This is a genomic window from Colwellia hornerae, assembly GCF_007954355.1.
GTDB classification, from domain to species: domain Bacteria; phylum Pseudomonadota; class Gammaproteobacteria; order Enterobacterales; family Alteromonadaceae; genus Colwellia_A; species Colwellia_A hornerae.
The window spans coordinates 39,673-58,372 of the sequence record NZ_VOLR01000023.1 but is presented as its reverse complement, the minus strand read 5'-3'; the positions used below and the strand labels follow the sequence as shown (position 1 = coordinate 58,372).

Sequence of the window (18,700 nt, the reverse complement as noted above, 5' to 3'; positions counted from 1 at the left end):
ACTACTCCCAGCAGTTTGTTGATGTTGCCGCTTTCTTACCCGTATCGGTTACCGATAAGGTTAAACAAGAAGAATCGTTAGTGGCTTGGGTACTTTTCGCCGTTGCTTCAAGGGTATATGTTACCCCAACAACCACAGCATCTATGCTATAAAAACCAGAATCTGTAATATAAGGGTCTGCAGGCGTACCTAACTTTGTCATATCTGTGGTATATGCTCGATGATCAATAAAATACTGTTCTTGCAAACTTGCTAAGCGCAGTAGCTCCCGTTGACCTTCGCTACGATTTGCTCTTGAAATATTATCAATATAAGACGGATAAGCAATCGAAGCTAGAATACCCACCACGGCGACAGCTATCATTAGCTCAAGCAAGGTAAAACCCTTGAACCGCTGTGTTTTTTTGCAATTTATCATTAATTTGACTCCGTTACATAAAGGTAGATTCTTGAAGTTTCTAAACTAATACCTAACGGAATAATTTTACCAGCCAATAGTTTTATTGTGGCAATCACTTCTCCTTCTTCATCTTCGGGAGGGCAATTTTCGCTACATGGATCTACCGGCTCTTGAGGATCTTTGGTAATGATAATGGAAGGGGTATCAGGAATACCCGCCGCAATTTCCCATGTTCTCCAGTCATATACAGTAGTTCCAAAGGCTAAGTCAACGGCATATAAAATTCCGGAGCCATCACTTAATTCACAGCTGTTAGCATCAGCAGATACCGCTGCAGGCGTAAACGAGGTAAAATAAGCAACGCCATTAATGACAATGGCTGAGGCGGTATTTTTCTCACCATCGCCAAGGAAATCTATAAACCAACCTTTTTTATTACCGACGTTTATTTCGAGTGTCTGACGATTGGCCACAGTCAAAGTCTGCCCAAAAGGATTATTCGTATAATCATAAAGATCTGTTGCTAAAATAGCTGCAGGTATCAAACGTTGTGGGTGCGTAGCTGAAGCCACAAATGACGTAGTGATAATATTTGCGTCTTTAATCATAAAAAATTTATCGTCAGTATCACTAGCGGCAGGGGTTGAGCGATCACCACTACCGATAAGTACCGCTTCATAAGGCCTTTCCTGCTTAGTGATCACTGTTGTGCTAACGCCATTAACATCAGTAGATGTGGTTTCGATAGTGTCTGAGATAAAGGTCCGAGCAATTGATGGTTCACTAAAAAAACGACGATCTGTGGCATGAGTCGTACCGCCAAACTCCCCTAATTTAAAAGCAGTCCATGGTGTAATACCACTAAAGGGGTTATTACCAGGCATATCGATTCGCCAAACATTACCTCCAGTATCGCCAAAATAAAGACGATCTGTTAAACCATCTGAGTCACTGTCTAAGGTAGCAAGACTAGAAGGTATACTATCTGTGAAGTCAGTAAATTGGGTATTAATCTCAGTGGTTACTTCTGGGCTTAAACTCCACTTAAGTGTTCCTGTTGCCGCATCAACCATATAAACGGCACGACCTAACTCATCATCTGCGCCGACAGATAAATTATCTTTGGTAGTATCATAACCGCCAGCAAAGAACAATACCGGTTTGAGTGCCCCATTTGCATCAAGATTAAGTGCAGAGAAACCGATTTTTGGCTGAGACCAGGATTGTCCTAAATGGCTAAACCCTGGAGAGTCTGCATCTATATGCCACAATAATTTAGGTAAATCAGGGTCACTAATATCCATCGCGTAATATGAAGAGCCTCCGCGACGTAGACCAAAAAAGATCCAAGCTTTATCGCCACTGGCACTATCAATTGAACCATCGCCGTTGACATCTAATAAATATGAAACCGCTGGGCTGTCTATGCCGTATGATTTTCCTGATGAAGTGAAGTTTTCACGTAAAACTTTAATTTTAGAGAAAAATTCTTTTGGTAAAAAAGCCCAGTTTTCATCAACTGTTGCACCGTTATCGTCAAACATATGTAAAACACCGGCATTAGTGCCGACAATAATACGAATATCTTGATTGTTGCTTGAGCCACCATAATTGACCACCAAAGGTTTAGAGTGTAATGGATCGCCAAAAACATCGCGACGAATATCAGTAGTTGAACCGTCGTTATCGGCATCATCAACATCAATACCCTTGGCCCAATTAAGCATATTGTCAATTTCATCAACAGTGACATCTAATTCGAGCGCTAGGGTTGCAGCATCACCGTAGGATGTTTCAGCATTCGTTCTGTTCAGCGGCGCTAAAGCATTATTTAAACCGAGATCGCTAATGATAACCCGTGTTGATTTAGTGCGAAGCATTTCAGCTACGCCACCTTTTTTAACATCATTACCGTCAGGATTGGTATCTGTACTCCAAAAAGTTTTGGCATCTTTTGAAATATTACCGTTGTTATCAATAGCGGCAGCGCCGGTTCGATCAACTTGCTGGCCATCGGTCACTTTAAGCTTTTTTAAATTTCCTTGCCATCTTGCGCCATGGTCTGGCACAAACATCGCGTAATAAACCGAATCTAAGGTTTCAGTTCTATCAAAATTATTTGAGGCAACCGAGGGTGCTGTGAAACTAGTATTCACTTCTAAAATATTGGTTAGCGCCGATTGCAATGAAGAAAGTAAAGCACTGGGATCTTTAGCCGGGTAATATTGCCCCCCCCCCAAGTTTGCGGCTTCGCGTAATAACGCGCCAGCATCGTCAATAGCGTCTTGACCAAAACCTATAGTAAACAATGTTGCTGATTGCACATCGGGTAAAGTGCTATGTAAATCATGGGTGTGCATCCAACCCGCCAGTGCCGCTAAATAATTATTAGTGCCATTAACGTCAAACGGTAAACCGATATCAGGTAAGCTTTGAATATAAGTATTAGCGGCAAGGTCGCGAGTCGGTTCGCCATCGGTAATCATAATCACATAAACTTCATTGGTACATGAGCTAAACGGTGATTTATAAACACCGCTATCTTCAATTGAAGTGTCTCTTGGTGGTGTATTACCTCGATATCTACTGCCAGAATTTGAATCATTATCACCAAAATCTACCGACTGACCACTAAAATACCGTGACGCTTCATAAAGAGATTCACACAACGGGGTATTTGTTTCGCCATCAATTTCTAAATCAATAATATTAACTAAATCAGCGCGCGCCGCAGCAGTCATTTCTTGAATACCAAAAACGATTCGGCCACCATCACGAACAAATTCACCTGAGTGATTATAATTAAAAACTTGTAAGCCAAAATCAACAGAAGGTGCCGATTCTATTAAGTCAGTAACGGTATCTTGCGCTATTTCTAAGCGGGTACGGTTAACTTGTTCAAGCGAATCACTATTCGCCCAACGTAAATAGTTATCGGTATAAAGGGTAACAACTTCGCCCGACCAAATCACATTTGAGTTAGCAGCATTTGCTGTATAATAAACCGGACTTTGTTTAGAGCCTTCACCATCGATGGGAAAACCATCGGGTAAACTTTCAATGGTTCCGCCATTTTTTTTGATACCCGCATTCACTTCAGGGTTTGCCGGTATCAGGTTAACGTCATCCTCACAGTCGATTATTTCAATATTGGCGCCATTATTATCGGGGATTTCTTGCCAGCTACCTGAATTTCCTTGAAAAGCATATTCACGAATGTGTCCGGTATAAAAGCCAACCGACGCTAGTCGTTCGCGTGCGGTTGCACAGCTATTAATATCATCAAGAAAGCGGCGCCTTTCACTCGGACTATCAGGGACCAGAGAAGCGGCGCCGTCAATGCCGCCTCTAGTAAAATAAATAAATTTATCTGATAGGGAGTTATCACTGCCAACTGCGGGATAAACAGTAGCAGGGTTATAAGGTTCATCAACTGACTCTAAGCTATTCATACTGCCCGAGTTATCAAAAATAATCAGTACTTGTGGTTTATTACCACTACGCTGCGCTGCATCACCAATATAAAGTTCAATATCTTCACTATAAGAAGTAAGCGATGTAAATATCAATGCGCCAAATAATAATAACTTTTTCATGATCAGTTCCCCACATTAAGTAATTGTTGCGATACACCAGAATTAACTTCAATGGTGCTTTTGTTAGTGCGACCATACAGTCGAGTGACCCGTACTTTAAGTACATTGCACTTGAATACCTGTACAGAAGAAGCAGCTCGAGAGTGGGGGCAATCGGCTTGAATATTATACGGGTTAGCCAGCGTAATTGTTGCACTGGTATTACTTGCACTGCTCACTGCGGGTGAGAGTGGAAATTTGGCGATTTCAGAAGTAAAAGCATTGGTGCCACTTATTTGTGTCACTTCTTTATAAATAACTTCATCAATAGCACTGACCGCCTCTTGGGTAGCGACTACCTTTTCTTCACTTGCTCCAGACATTTTCATATCTATGGTGGTATTTTGCATCAATGCAGCAGCAACCGCAGTCAAAGCAATTAAAAAAACCAGCGAAACGATCAGAACAACACCACTTTGTTTATCACGCAGTGTTGAGTGGCTAGGATAAATTAACTGCCTATTTTTCATCAATATTATGGCCATGAGTCGACCCTCGCGTTATAAAGTGTGATGGTAGAGCTAAATAATAAACGTCGATAATTATCACCTTTACCGTCACCATCAATAAAATCGAGGGCTATATCACCAAGCTGATAACTATTCAAATTTTCGTAATTGCGGTCAGGTAAGATATTTCGCGCTAAAACGAAAATTTTAACGGCAAGTATCCTTACATTACTTTCATTATCCCAGTAAGCCGTTGTCATTTCATCAGCAGCAATAAAAGCATTAACAACACCGTTGTTAGTCGTATCAACGCCATACATAAAACGGATGTATTCAATGCCTTCAACAACCATATCAAGGTTCATCACCGAAGCTTTATTTTGCAGACGCCCTTGCACTAATACCGGTACTTTGTTGGTGCCTTGATTATCTTCGCGTACATAGTAAATGTGCTGTTGATATTCCCAAACCTGACCAAAATTTAAAGTAGGTACCGCAGCACCGCCCGCAAATATCCCCGCCGTATTAGGATTTGAAATAATGTAGTATTTATCACTAGAAATATCACCTAGCGCTGTCGTTGCTGACACAGCTCGTTTAAGTTGTATTACATCGGAGCCAAGCTTTGCATTAGTAATACAGCCCATCAAGCTGGCATTGTTGACTGTTTTGCCCCACAACGTTCTAAAATGACCAATGGCGGCAGGAAAACTCGCATTATTAACGCCTTCGCCAATACAATCACCGGCAACCGTTGTCGGTACTGGAGAACTTATCAAGCCACTTACATCGAGATTTCCTGACAAATCGCCCCAAAAACCTTGTCGTAATAAATCATCGCTAAGCAAGCTAATCGCATACCTGCCATTTTCTTGTAACTCACCATAACTGGTTGTCTCAACCGTTGTTGTTTTCATCCCCACAAAAACACTAAGGACACCAAGTAACAACATTAAGCCTACCGCAAGCGATATAAATATTTCTATTAAACTAAAACCTCGTTGAGCATTAACCATTATAATCTCTTACTGAACAAAATCGATATTATCTGTAAATCCAAGCATAGCCGCCACAGTAAACGTTGACAAACACTTCGATGGTTCCCTTAATACACAAAAGCTTCTACGCTAACTTGTCGACGTTTACTGGTACTCGTACCACAAGCGTTAGCCAGTGTTGCTGCTGTTGAACTATTGTTATCGGCATCATAGCCATCAGCCGTTGCTACCCTGCCCTGCCAGCTGATCACCACAGTGACTGCATTTTTATTATGATCAATACAACCCACAGCGCCAACTAAGCCACCAGCGTTTTTGCCTCCGGCAGTTACATCAGCTCCCATGAGTTTGACTTCCCATTCATATAAGTCATTGGCGGTCATTTGTGCACTGGTACATAAAGAATCCACTGAATTACATCTAACGGTAGGTGGTGTATTTAACGCTGCGCCATAAACACCTTGATAACTTTCTAATATAAGAATATCTGAGTCATTACTGCGCATTCGTTCAATAATATCTTGTGCTAGCGCAGAGGCGACAGAGCGTTGCATAGCGTCAAAGCTGCCTTTCTTAGCTGAGGCCTGCATGGCAACAGCACCAAAAATTCCCGTCACTAAAATAACCAAAGCAACCAAAACTTCTATTAGTGTCATGCCCTTTTGTAGTTGGGATTTTTTTCTTTTAGGGTGACTCGTCCTAAGTGCGTTATTACCCATGGGATTCCTTAATACACTGACAACAATTGCTGACTATCCAGAAAAATAATACTTTAAAATATAAAGTCAAAGAAAGATAAATAAAAGAAACAGCACCGATGAGTATACTTTTAAGTGATAAAAGAAAAGTAGAGACAAATAAAAATAAAATTTTAAAGGCAAGCAAAAACGAAACTAAGCGCAGCGCTAAGAATTCTATGGGGAACTTATATGTGTTAAAAATCACTAACGTGAACCGCATTAACCCATACCTTAAAAATCTATTATTGAATAGCCAATTCACACAGCTACTATTCAGGTAATAAGGTTAAGTAATGAATATTGTCATTAAAATGCTTTGAATTTACCGCTTATATAAAGGATAAAATTATATTCAATCACTTAACCTGATATTTTAAGATTAGCGCAATTCTATAGGTACCGCAAATACTGTATTCTCTTCACGGCCAGGATATTCGATAACCTCTTGACCACCAAAGTCTTTTAACGCATCAATAACTTGTTGGATAAGTATTGCCGGTGCTGAAGCCCCAGCAGTAACACCAATTTTATTAACATTTTCAAGCCATTGCGGTTGAATATCGGCAAAAGTATCAATCAAATAGGAAGGTGTGCCTAACTTTTCAGAGAGCTCACGTAAGCGATTGGAATTGGAGCTATTTTTGGCGCCAACAACTAACAGTAAATCAACTTGTGCAGAGATGGTACGTACCGCATCTTGACGATTTTGTGTTGCATAACAAATATCGTCCTTGCGGGGGCCTTTAATTAAGGCAAACTTATTTCTCAACGCGTCGATAACTTCTGAGGTATCATCAATGGATAAAGTCGTTTGGCTACAATAATACAATTGAGTAGGGTCTTTTACTTCAAGTGTTGCTACATCAGCAACCGACTCAACTAAATAAATCCCCCCTTGCTCACTCTCATATTGTCCCATAGTACCCTCAACTTCAGGGTGTCCAGCGTGACCAATAAGAATGCATTCAATATTTTTGCGACTGGTACGTGACACTTCCATATGTACTTTGGTCACTAACGGACAAGTAGCGTCAAATACTTTTAGGCCACGATCTTTAGCTTGTTTACGTACTGCTTTCGATACGCCATGAGCACTAAAAATAACAGTATTATCGTCAGGAACTTCAAAAAGTTCATCAACAAATATTGCGCCGCGGTCTTTTAAGCCATCAACAACAAATTTGTTATGTACTACTTCGTGGCGTACATAAATAGGCGCACCAAATAAGTCTAACGCTCGGTCTACGATACTAATAGCTCGGTCTACGCCAGCACAAAAACCACGCGGGTTAGCTAAAATAATTTCCATAATTTGTTCCTGAAAGACTTTAAAAGTCCTAAGAGTTAACGATTATAAAACTTCAACAACATCAATAACAAATGTTACTGCTTGTCCCGCTAGCGGATGATTAAAGTCAATAGTGACCGATGTACCGATCACTTCTTTGACCATACCGGGTAACTCTATATTGCCAGGTTGTGTGAAAGTAATGATACTGCCCACTTCTGCTGGCACGTCACTACCAAATTTATCGGCATCAACGTAATGGAAATTATCTGGGTTCGGCTCACCAAAAGCATCTTTTGCTTCGAGGGTAAATTCTTTAGAATCTCCGGCGGCAAGGCCTAACAATTGCGCTTCAAAGGCAGGAGAAATACTGGCATCGCCCATAATTATTTTAGCGGGTTTTTTGTTTACTTTGGTGCTGTCTGCCGCTGAGCCATCAGATAATTTCATAGTGATATGAGCGATAACTTCAGATTTATCAGTAATTAACATTGTCATTTTATTTCTCGTCTACTTTTGTCTTATTAATTTCAGCTTTCTTGGCTGAATCACCATTTTTAAAGGAATCAAAAATCATCAATGCCGCGCCAATAAAAATAGCAGAGTCTGCAACATTAAAGGCTGGCCAATGGTTACCCGCAACATGAAAGTCTAAAAAGTCGATAACATAGCCAAATAATGCCCGGTCAATTAAGTTGCCCACTGCGCCACTGAGCATAAACGCTAAAGCGATACTTAATAATGCATTATTCTTTGGCGTTTTAGCCAACCACACTAAAAAAACCACACTGGCAATAGCGGCAATAATGGTAAAAAACCAGCGCTGCCAACCATCTTGGTCGGCCAGAAAGCTAAAGGCTGCGCCAGGGTTTTGTACATATCTCAAATCGAAGAAAGGTAAAATATTCATCGATTCATATAAATCAAATGAGTTAACAACCAGTTGCTTGGTGACTTGATCAATAATCAAAAATAAAACGGTTAACCATAACCATTTAAAACCCGTTTCTGTAAAAAGTTTATTCATTTTCATATTTCTACTGTGCTAATAGTTGTTGTTATTTAAATAATAATGAGCTTATTACCATACTAAAAATATCGAAGCTATTCAGCTTTATAACAAAGCGTAAGCACTTAGCCTAGTTCACTAAGTAAGTACTTTCGTTGCGCTTATAACGTTAAATAGCAATGATATTATTATATATTTAGGCGAATTGGCGTGTCTCGCCCACACCCTCTACATTAGTAATACAACGTCCACAAAGTTCAGGATGTTTTTCATCCTCTCCAATGTCTTCAGTTACATGCCAACAACGCTCACATTTGGTTCCTGTTGCTGGTGCAACCGTTAACCATAAACCTTCAATTTCAGTTGCTAAAGCGCCAGCTGGTGCATTGTCAACGACTTCAACCGTAGCTTTAGAAGTGATCAAAACAAAGCGAAGTTCTTCGCCTAGTTGTTGTAATTTTTCGGCAAGCTCAGCATTGGTATATAAAATAACAGCCGCTTCAAGTGCTTTACCGACTTGCTTTTCTTTACGGGCATTTTCTAGTGCTTTGTTTACTTCGGTGCGCACAAGTAAAATTTCATTCCAGTAATCATTGTTTAAGGTATTACTTGTTTCTGCCTTAGGCAAACCATTAAACCAAACACCAGTGAAAACGAATTCGTCACGCGTTTCGCCAGAGGGTGTTGGTAGCGCTTGCCAAATTTCTTGTGCAGTAAAAGATAAAATAGGAGCCATCCAGCGCGTCATCGCTTCAGCAATTAAATACATAGCGGTTTGACAAGAACGACGAGCCGTACTGTCTTCTTTCGCGGTATATTGACGGTCTTTAATAATATCTAAGTAGAAGCCACCTAATTCTGTGGTACAGAAGTTCATCAGCTTGTGAACAACAACATTAAATTCATAGTCATCATAAGCGCTAACAATTTCTTTTTGCAATTGTGCGGCTTTATCAACAGCCCAACGGTCAAGTGCCACCATATCGTCAAAAGCGACTGAATCAGTTTTAGGATCAAAACCATTAAGGTTTGATAATAAAAAGCGCGAGGTATTACGAATACGACGGTACGCATCAGCTTGACGCTTGAAAATTTCATCCGAGACAGTAATTTCTTGGGTATAGTTAACCGAAGCTACCCATAAACGCAAAATATCTGCGCCTAACTTACTGGTGATTTCTTTTGGCGTAATAACATTGCCTAATGACTTAGACATTTTGTGACCGTTAGTATCAACGGTAAAACCATGGGTTAGCACTTGCTTATAAGGCGCTTTACCATTCATCGCTACCGATGAAATCATTGACGACATAAACCAACCACGATGTTGATCTGAACCTTCAAGGTATAAATCTGCAACGCCATCAAATTCTTCACGGGCATTAACCACCGAGTAATGAGTCGTGCCAGAGTCAAACCATACATCTAAAGTGTCTGGTACTTTAATGTATTCTTTAGCGTCATCACCAATAAGCTCAGCAGCATCTAGGTCAAACCATGCTTGAATGCCTTTTTCTTCAACACGCTTAGCAACTGTTTCAATCAGTTCAATGCTACGTGGATGTAAAGCACCCGAGTCTTGATGAATAAATAATGCCATTGGCACGCCCCACGTACGTTGACGTGAAATACACCAATCAGGGCGACCTTCGACCATCAATTCAATACGGCGTTGACCCCAATCAGGGATCCATTGAGTTTTTTCAATTTCGTTTAATGAGTCTTGACGTAAACCTTTTTTATCCATGCTGATAAACCACTGTGGTGTAGCACGGAAAATTAATGGTGTTTTGTGGCGCCAGCAATGAGGGTAAGAATGATCTATCGCATGGTGGTGAACCAAGGTGCCATGTTCTTTCAATGTTTCAACAACATTGGCATTCGCTTTAAAAACATGTTGACCGGCAAATAATGGCGTATCTTCTAAATAAACACCATTAGCGCCAACCGGGTTGGCTACTTCAAGGTTATAGAGTTTACCGACCACGAAATCTTCAACACCATGACCAGGTGCAGTATGTACACAACCCGTACCAGAGTCAGTCGTTACATGCTCGCCTAAGATCATTGGCACGGTAAAATCATAAAATGGGTGCTTAAGTTGCACTAAATCTAAATCGCTACCTTTACAAAAACCTAAGGCATGGTATTTATCAATACCAAAACGGTCCATACACGTTGTCACTAAGTCAGACGCTAGAATATAACGTACTTTGCCCTGCTCGGTTTCACATTGTACTAAAGTGTATTCAACCTCGGCATTAACAGAAACTGCACGGTTAGCGGGCAATGTCCATGGCGTAGTCGTCCAAATAACCACGGAAACTTCACCTTCACCTTCGTGGTTTTCAGGATGATCAAACTTATCAGCAACACTTTGGTCAACAACAGTAAATTTCACATCAATCGCTGGTGATTGTTTATCTTTGTATTCAACTTCGGCTTCAGCCAAAGAAGAGCCACAATCTGTACACCAATGCACAGGTTTAAACCCTTGATGTAAATGACCATTTTCAGCTATTTTACCCAAAGCACGAATGATATTCGCTTCAGTACCAAAATCCATGGTGAGATAAGGTTTTTCCCAATCAGCAAAAATACCTAAGCGTTTAAAGTCTTCACGTTGACCAATAACTTGCTTGGCGGCATATTCACGACATTTTTCGCGAAAAACACTAGCAGACACTTTATGGCCTGGCTTACCTATTTTTTTCTCAACCATTAATTCAATCGGTAAACCATGACAATCCCAACCAGGCACAAATGGTGCGTTAAAGTCAGATAAGGTTTTTGATTTAACAATAATATCTTTAAGAATTTTGTTAACAGAGTGACCTAAATGAATATCACCATTTGCATACGGAGGACCGTCGTGCAAAATAAATGATTTCTTACCTTTTTTAGCCGCTCGAATTTGGCCATACAGATCTTTTTCAGCCCACTCTTTTAGCATGTTTGGTTCACGGTTTGCCATGTTACCTTTCATCGCGAAAGAAGTAGCGGGCAAGTTTAGGGTTTGTTTATAATCACTCATTTAAATCATTATCCGTTGTTATATTCGCTAACTGGTGGTTAGCCTCTAATAAGTTAATAGTAAAATCGACATTGGCTTGATATTAATTTTACTATTAACTCACGTATCTGTTTATTTATAAATCTTGAACAAAGGCTTTTGCCTGCTCACTATCTTGTGATATTTGCTTCGTTAATTCATCTAGTGATGAAAACTTTATTTCATTTCTTAATTTATTGAGCATAACCACTTCAATGGTTTGACCATAAATGTCTTCATTGAAGTTAAAAATATGTACTTCTAACTGTTGCCTAATACCAGACACTGTTGGCCTTGAACCAATATTAGCCACACCATAAAAACAATCTTTAATCGTATTCACTTTTACCACAAAAACACCAGATATAGGTGAAACTCGTCTTTTTAATAAAACATTCGCGGTAGGAAACCCTAGTTTTCGGCCACGTTTATCGCCATGAAAAACTCGACCAATAATAGAATACGCTCGACCTAGCATTCTTTCTACGTCAGCTAATTGATTTTGCTCTAAAGCATTACGTATTTGGGTACTACTGATCCGACAGTTTTCAAGTTTGAAACTTGCGGTATCAGAAACAGCAAAATCAAATTTTTCACCGGCTTGTTTAAGTAAACTAAAGTTACCCAAACGGTTTTTTCCAAAGCGAAAATCGTCACCAATAATGAGATGTTTAATACCTAGTTGTTTAACTAATAACAGTTCGATAAACTCTGACGCGCTTTTATTGGCAAATTCTCGATGAAAATTAACACAAATTAAACGTTCTACACCCAACTTTTTCAAAAGAAAATATTTATCTCTTAAACGTGTCAATCTGGCAGGAGCCGTCTCAGGAGAAAATAACTCTTGCGGCTGAGGCTCAAAAATCATCACTGCTGGTTTACAGTTCAATGCTTTAGCTTTTGCAATTAAAGCCTTTATAACGCGAGCATGTCCTAAATGAACACCATCAAAATTGCCTATGGTTAACACACAGCCATGATCTTCAGCTTGAATATTGTGGATACCGCGTATTAACTGCATTTAATTAAAAAACCTAAATTTGACTGACATTAGTGTACAAGTGTCGCCATTAATGAATAAAAACCGATAAATTATATATCACTCAGGCTTAAGAATCAGCACCTGAAGCTAATTTCATCAATTTATTTTTCAGTTACTTTAACTTTGAAATCTTTCACTCGAATTCCCAGCGCAGCAATAGAAATAAAATAACTGAGTATGCCTAAAGTAATACAAATCAATAACTGTTGAATTTGCAACGTGGTTCCCATCGCTAACCAAACATTAAACGGTGGTGATAACGTAAAAACAACGACCGCCATAATCCCTGCGGAAAAGATAAGCCGCGCGAAAAACCACCAAGTTGCTTTAGACAATACAAAGATATTGTTGCTTTTTAAACCGTGGTAAAGCATTAACGCATTGAGTGTTGCCGACATAGCTGTCGCGATAGCTAAGCCTACATAACCAAAAAAAGGTGCCAACATTAGATTAAAAACCATATTAGCCGCCATCGCTTTAATACCTATTTTTACTGGGGTTTTGGTATCTTGGCGTGCGTAATAAGCCGGTGCTAATATTTTAATAAACATAAAGCTGATTAAACCCGAGAGGTAAGCAAATAAAGCATAAGAGACTTGTAAGACCGTCTCTTGAGAAAACTCGCCACGCATAAATAAAATCATAATAATTGGCTGAGCCAATACCATTAACCCTGCAAGAGCAGGCCAACCAAATAAGGAGACAATTTTTAAGCCCCAGGTAATCGTCCCACTAAACTCTTCTTTATCTTGTTTTGTATGCAATTTAGCTAAACTGGGCAGAATAACGGTAGCGATACCAATACCAAATAACCCCAAGGGAAATTCTAACAAACGGTCGGCGTAATAAAGCCAACTAATCGAGCCGGTCACTAAGATACTGGCTATCAAAGTATCAAGCAGTAAATTAATTTGCGTAACGGAAACGCCAAATAAAGCAGGAACAATAAGTTTGCGGATTTTTTTTACTCCTTTCGCATGCCAAGCCCATTGTGGCTTAACAAAGACACCGGCTTTAATCAAAAAAGGTATTTGAAATAAGAACTGAGCTAACCCTCCTAAAAATACTCCCCAAGCTAATGCAAAAGCAGGGTTATCGAATAAGGGTGACAAGTAGATGGCGCAGCCAATAATACAGACGTTAAGTAGGACAGGTGTAAAAGAAGAAACCGCAAATCGACCAAAGGTATTTAAAATCGCGCCAGCAAGTGCGGTAAAGCTAACAAACCATAAATAGGGGAAGGTAATTTTCAGTAGTGATGCGGCTAACTCAAACTGCTGGGCTTTGGGACCATCGTTAAGCCAATCAACAAACCAACCAAAACCAAATAAAATAACAAATAGCGGTGAGGCTATCATGCCAATAAGCGTGACTATGGTAATAATCACGCCTAAGGTGCCGGAAACTTGAGCGATTAATTTACGTGTCTCACCTTCTTTTAAACTCAGCCCATCGGCCTCATCTTTGCTATGGTATTCACTCAACACGGGGACAAAAGCTTGTGCAAAAGCGCCTTCGGCGAATAATCGGCGTAAAAAATTAGGGATTTTATTGGCAAAGAAAAAAACATCTGACGCTAAACCTGCACCAATAATGTTCGCAATAACAACATCTCGAACCAAACCGAGCACACGAGAAACCAAGGTCATAAAACTCACTATAAGACCTGATTTTATTAACTTTTTACTCAATGCATAGCTCCAATAAATCGATATAAATCATCATATTCCACGATGTAATTTTTCATTAATATTATGCAGCTTTTTACCTGTGATAAACAAGTAAATGCAAAGAAGTTTTTAATCTATTTTAAATCCTGTAAATAACAGGTAAAATAGCGCCATTATTTAGTAACCAATAATGATAATTATTATATAATGGTAAATTCATCGTTATTAAGTAAATTAAACCGGTAAAAGGTTTGACAATCGAGCTAAAAAAAGGCATATTTCCTCGCCTTAAATTTAGGCTATATACAATCATATTTTAGGAGTTCACCTTGGCTAATTCAAAGCAGGCGAAGAAACGCGCGGTTCAATCAGAAAAACGCCGTCAACATAATGCAAGTCGTCGTTCAATGATGCGCACTCTATTCAAAAAAGTACTCGCTGCAATTGAAGCTGGTGACAAAGACACAGCATCTAAAGAATTTGCTGCTGCACAACCGATCTTAGATCGTTTTGCAAGCAAAGGTCTTATTCACAAAAATAAAGCTGCTCGTAGTAAGAGTCGTTTAAACGCTGCTATTAAAGCGCTTTAATTTTTGTTATTGAATTAAAAAACCAGCTTATGCTGGTTTTTTTTTGCCTATTATTTAATGTTGTTTCAACCACCAATAAAACAAATTCACTGAAACCTAATCATATCCCATAGATTAAGACCTTGCGCATCCTGCTATTTTTGGTAATCTCTTCGCGTTATATATACATATTCAAAAAATACGTGAGAATAAAAATGAAACTAACAAAACTCGCTACTGGCCTTTTGCTTGCCACTAGCCTACTAAGCGCTTGTAGTGAAAATAATAAACAACAAAATTCAGCGCCTACTTTATTAGCAGAAGCCAAAAGTCGTTTAGACATATATAAGCCAGTAACACTTAGTGCTGATTTGAGCCACTTGTCTGAAAACCAGAAAAAAATGATCGTATTGCTTATTGAAGCTTCAGATATTATTGATGAACTGTTCTGGCAACAGGCTTTTGGTGAAGACAAAGCAAGCTTCCTTGCTAGTATTGAAGATGAAAAGGTCCGTGAATTTGCCCGTATCAATTATGGTCCGTGGGATAGATTAGATGGCGATAAACCTTTCCTTTCTGGATATCAAGCAAAAGCAGCTGGCGCAGAGTTTTACCCAAATGACTTAACCAAAGCTGAGTTTGAGCAAGCAGATTTTGCTGACAAGAATGGCTTGTATTCGGTCGTTAAGCGTAACAGCGACGGCCGATTAACGTCAGTGGCTTTTTCTGAGCTTTATAGCGATAGCATTAATCGTATTGCGGCTATATTAGAAAAAGCATCAAGCTTTGCTGATGATAAAGAATTTGCAAATTACTTAAATTTACGTGCGACAGCAATCCGTCATGACGACTTTCAAGCATCTGATTTTGCTTGGATGGATATGAAAAACAACCCTATTGATGTCGTTATTGGCCCGATAGAAACCTACGAAGATCAACTGTATGGTTACCGCGCTGCTTTTGAATCTTATGTGCTCATAAAAGATTTAGCCTGGAGTGAAAAGCTGGCTAAATATGCTGAATATTTACCCGAATTACAAAAAGACTTACCCGTTAAAAAAGCCTATAAAAAAGAAGTACCCGGCTCTGATGCAGACTTAAACGCTTACGATGTCATTTACTATGCCGGGCATTCTAATGCTGGTAGTAAAACCATTGCGATTAATCTCCCCAATGACGAGAAAGTACAGCTTGAGAAAGGCACGCGCCGCTTACAACTTAAAAATGCCATGCAAGCCAAGTTCGATAATATTATGTTACCCATTGCTAGTACTTTAATCGTTGCTGAGCAACGTAAAAATGTCACATTCAATGCCTTCTTTGCTAATACAATGTTTCATGAGGTTGCCCATGGTTTAGGTATCAAAAACACCATTAATGATAAGGGCACAGTACGCCAATCATTAAAAGAACATGCTTCAGCACTAGAAGAAGGTAAAGCCGATATTCTCGGTCTTTATATGATCCGACAATTACTCATTAAAGGCGCCATTGAAGAAGGTACCTTGCAAGATTATTACACAACCTTTTTAGCGGGAATTTTCCGTTCAGTGCGCTTTGGCGCAACATCGGCTCACGGTAAAGCCAATATGGTACGGTTTAATTACTTTGCTGAGCAAGGGGCTTTTTCTCGTAACTCACAAGGGTTATACGCTGTTAACATTGATAAGATGACTGCCGCCATTGATTCATTGTCTGAGCTCATTTTAACCCTACAAGGTAATGGTGATTATGATGGCGTTGCTGCGCTTGTTGCAAAAAGTGGTGTTATCAAAGCCGATTTAGCAGAAGACCTAGCCCTTATTGAAGCCGCTAATATTCCTGTTGATATTACTTTTAAGCAAGGTAAACAAGTTTTAGGTTTATAGCTCGCTGAAATTAAAATGAAATGTCATAAAAGCCTATCAATACGATAGGCTTTTTTGTTAATAAAAAGCGCGAAAGAATTTACCCGTATTCAAGGTCTGCTACAGTAGTTAGTATCCCCAAATAAATAGACAAAAGTAGGTTCTTTCATGAAAGCATTTTTATCAATTTTTTTAATATTCATTGGCTTAATGTCATTCAACGCGAGCGCAAGTAACAATAAAGCCAACCAAGCCCCACATTGGACACTAAAAACCCAAGCAGGAAAAACAATCTCATTAGCAGACTATCAAGGTAAACCGGTGATCTTACATTTTTGGGCGACATGGTGTCCCTATTGTAAAAAATTACAGCCTAAGTTAGTCGAGCTAAAAGAAAAGTATCAGGATACCGGCATTGAGATTGTCGCAATTAGTTTTAGTGAAGATGAAGGAGCCAAACCACAAGACTCGATTACTCAACGAGGTTACCAATTTATTACCGGTGTTGAAGGTGATAAAGTCGCCAATTTGTATGGCGTAAAAGGTACACCTACGACATTTTTTATCAATAGAAGTGGACAAGTTGTTTTCAAATCAACCAGCTCAAATATTGCCGATCCACAGTTAGAACTAGCGGTTAAAGAAATCATTAAACCCAAACAAGCCCTATAACAAGGACTAAAGATAAGCGATGTGTACTGACTTAGCATACTTCACATTAGGTGATCACTGCTTATAAAATAAAACAAAGTTGCTGTATTTCTTTGCTACTATGCTCAGCAAAACCTAAGGTTAATCCTATCAAACGTATTCCCCTAGATTGGCTGCGCAGCAGTGCTTTTAGCAGTAATTGTTTAAAGGTAGCTTCATCACAATGACTGCTCTGCTGTTCAACCGTTGTTTGGGTAAAGTCATTAAACTTAAGTTTGACTCCTTGCTTGCTAATGACCATATGTTGATGCTTTTCTAGTCTCACTAAAAGCTTCTCATATAAAAGCTCAACGGCACTTTCACACTCTTTTTCACAAGACAAGTCTTGAGAAAAAGTGGTTTCTATCGCAAGTGATTTTCTTACTCTGTCGGTTTCTAATTGACGATGATCAATACCAAAACTGCGTTGATACAATGCTGGGGCAAACTTGCCGACAATGGGTGTTAATACGGCGACAGAACTTGCTCGTATATCTGCACATGACGAGAAACCGTAACCCAACAACTTTTCTGCGGTTTTAGGGCCGATACCCGGAATTTTTTTCAACGGTAAATTTTCAACAAAACGACTAACGTCTGCCGGCGTAACTACACATTGACCGTTAGGTTTGTTTTCATCACTGGCAATTTTAGCGATAAACTTATTAGGAGCAACACCCGCCGAGGCGGTTAGATTTAGCTCATTAAAAATATCACTTCGTATTTGCTCGGCGATAAGCGTTGCACTGCCGTTAAATTCTTTATTGTGGGTAACATCAAGAAAGGCCTCATCAAGCGACAATGGTTCAATGAGCTGAGTGTAACGTTGAAATATTGCCCTTATTTGTGCAGACACTTCTTGGTAAACGGCCATCCTGCCGGAAACAATAACTAGCTCAGGGCAAAGTTGCCTTGCCTTAATTGCTGGCATTGCCGAGCGAACACCAAACTTTCTTGCTTGGTAATTACAGGTACACAAGACACTTCTTGGTCCTGTACCACCAACCGCGAGTGGCACATTGCGTAAAGACTCATCGTCACGCATTTCAACAGCAGCATAGAAACAGTCCATATCTATATGTATTATTTTTCGGCTTTGCGTCATGTCTTAGTTATAATAGTCATGTTTATCAAAAGTCTCTTATTTCGTTGTGAAAAAGAAAAGCACATTATCGCTATAGGCAACCTAACCTAGACTGTATAAAAATACAGTATAAGCTTTTCAGTTGATAATTCAATACTGAAATAATAATTTGACTACTGTTAATTTCATGCTGAATACGTTAATTTGTCGCTTTATTTTTATCA

The 18,700-nt window shown here is 39.4% G+C and carries 15 protein-coding genes; 3 read left to right on the top strand and 12 right to left on the bottom strand.

Features of this window, described 5'->3' with window-relative positions; translation table 11 throughout:
* Position 1: 1 nt before the first annotated feature.
* The 11 genes from ESZ26_RS15160 to murJ form a co-directional block, all read right to left on the bottom strand.
* Positions 2–418 carry a type IV pilin protein gene (locus ESZ26_RS15160; RefSeq protein ID WP_146800304.1) on the bottom strand — a complete coding sequence of 139 codons (417 nt, stop codon included), beginning with the start codon at positions 416–418 and terminating at the stop codon, positions 2–4.
* Entirely contained in the window at positions 418–3,996 is a 3,579-nt protein-coding gene (locus ESZ26_RS15155) for a pilus assembly protein (protein WP_146800303.1), read from the bottom strand. Before ESZ26_RS15155 ends, ESZ26_RS15160 begins: the two co-directional genes overlap by 1 nt.
* A gap of 2 nt (positions 3,997–3,998) precedes the next feature.
* Positions 3,999–4,520, bottom strand: coding sequence for a pilus assembly PilX family protein (locus ESZ26_RS15150; RefSeq protein WP_170246394.1), 522 nt, complete (start codon positions 4,518–4,520; stop codon positions 3,999–4,001).
* Positions 4,511–5,500: a PilW family protein gene (locus tag ESZ26_RS15145; protein ID WP_146800302.1), complete on the bottom strand. Its 990-nt coding sequence runs from the start codon at positions 5,498–5,500 to the stop codon at positions 4,511–4,513. Before ESZ26_RS15145 ends, ESZ26_RS15150 begins: the two co-directional genes overlap by 10 nt.
* An 89-nt stretch (positions 5,501–5,589) precedes the next feature.
* Positions 5,590–6,201, bottom strand: a complete 612-nt coding sequence (gene pilV, locus ESZ26_RS15140) for a type IV pilus modification protein PilV (protein WP_146800301.1) — start codon at positions 6,199–6,201, stop codon at positions 5,590–5,592.
* A gap of 400 nt (positions 6,202–6,601) precedes the next feature.
* On the bottom strand, positions 6,602–7,531 hold the full coding sequence (gene ispH / locus ESZ26_RS15135) for a 4-hydroxy-3-methylbut-2-enyl diphosphate reductase (RefSeq protein WP_070374482.1): 930 nt from the start codon (positions 7,529–7,531) through the stop codon (positions 6,602–6,604).
* A gap of 42 nt (positions 7,532–7,573) precedes the next feature.
* Positions 7,574–8,008 carry an FKBP-type peptidyl-prolyl cis-trans isomerase gene (gene fkpB / locus ESZ26_RS15130; RefSeq protein WP_070374483.1) on the bottom strand — a complete coding sequence of 145 codons (435 nt, stop codon included), beginning with the start codon at positions 8,006–8,008 and terminating at the stop codon, positions 7,574–7,576.
* A 1-nt stretch (position 8,009) separates the two neighbouring features.
* Entirely contained in the window at positions 8,010–8,537 is a 528-nt protein-coding gene (gene lspA, locus ESZ26_RS15125) for a signal peptidase II (protein WP_146800300.1), read from the bottom strand.
* A gap of 178 nt (positions 8,538–8,715) precedes the next feature.
* Positions 8,716–11,553 carry an isoleucine--tRNA ligase gene (gene ileS / locus ESZ26_RS15120; RefSeq protein ID WP_146800299.1) on the bottom strand — a complete coding sequence of 946 codons (2,838 nt, stop codon included), beginning with the start codon at positions 11,551–11,553 and terminating at the stop codon, positions 8,716–8,718.
* 115 nt (positions 11,554–11,668) lie between these two features.
* Complete coding sequence (gene ribF, locus ESZ26_RS15115; protein WP_146800298.1) at positions 11,669–12,595, bottom strand: bifunctional riboflavin kinase/FAD synthetase; 927 nt, start codon at positions 12,593–12,595, stop codon at positions 11,669–11,671.
* Positions 12,596–12,717: 122 nt separating this feature from the next.
* Positions 12,718–14,307 carry a murein biosynthesis integral membrane protein MurJ gene (gene murJ, locus ESZ26_RS15110; protein WP_146800297.1) on the bottom strand — a complete coding sequence of 530 codons (1,590 nt, stop codon included), beginning with the start codon at positions 14,305–14,307 and terminating at the stop codon, positions 12,718–12,720.
* A gap of 308 nt (positions 14,308–14,615) precedes the next feature.
* Here murJ and rpsT point away from each other — a divergent pair, with 308 nt between their 5' ends.
* The 3 genes from rpsT to ESZ26_RS15095 all read left to right on the top strand — a co-directional run bounded on the left by rpsT (position 14,616) and on the right by ESZ26_RS15095 (position 17,374).
* Positions 14,616–14,876, top strand: a complete 261-nt coding sequence (gene rpsT / locus ESZ26_RS15105; protein WP_070374488.1) for a 30S ribosomal protein S20 — start codon at positions 14,616–14,618, stop codon at positions 14,874–14,876.
* A gap of 194 nt (positions 14,877–15,070) precedes the next feature.
* A complete protein-coding gene (locus tag ESZ26_RS15100; RefSeq protein WP_146800296.1) occupies positions 15,071–16,723 on the top strand; it encodes a dipeptidyl-peptidase 3 family protein in 1,653 nt (550 codons plus the stop codon).
* 147 nt (positions 16,724–16,870) lie between these two features.
* The gene (locus tag ESZ26_RS15095; RefSeq protein ID WP_146800295.1) at positions 16,871–17,374 is read left to right on the top strand and encodes a peroxiredoxin family protein; all 504 of its coding nucleotides are present in this window, start codon (positions 16,871–16,873) and stop codon (positions 17,372–17,374) included.
* A 61-nt stretch (positions 17,375–17,435) separates the two neighbouring features.
* Here the strand turns inward: ESZ26_RS15095 and dinB are convergent, their stop codons facing one another.
* Positions 17,436–18,497, bottom strand: a complete 1,062-nt coding sequence (dinB, locus tag ESZ26_RS15090) for a DNA polymerase IV (protein ID WP_146800294.1) — start codon at positions 18,495–18,497, stop codon at positions 17,436–17,438.
* Positions 18,498–18,700 lie beyond the last annotated feature (203 nt).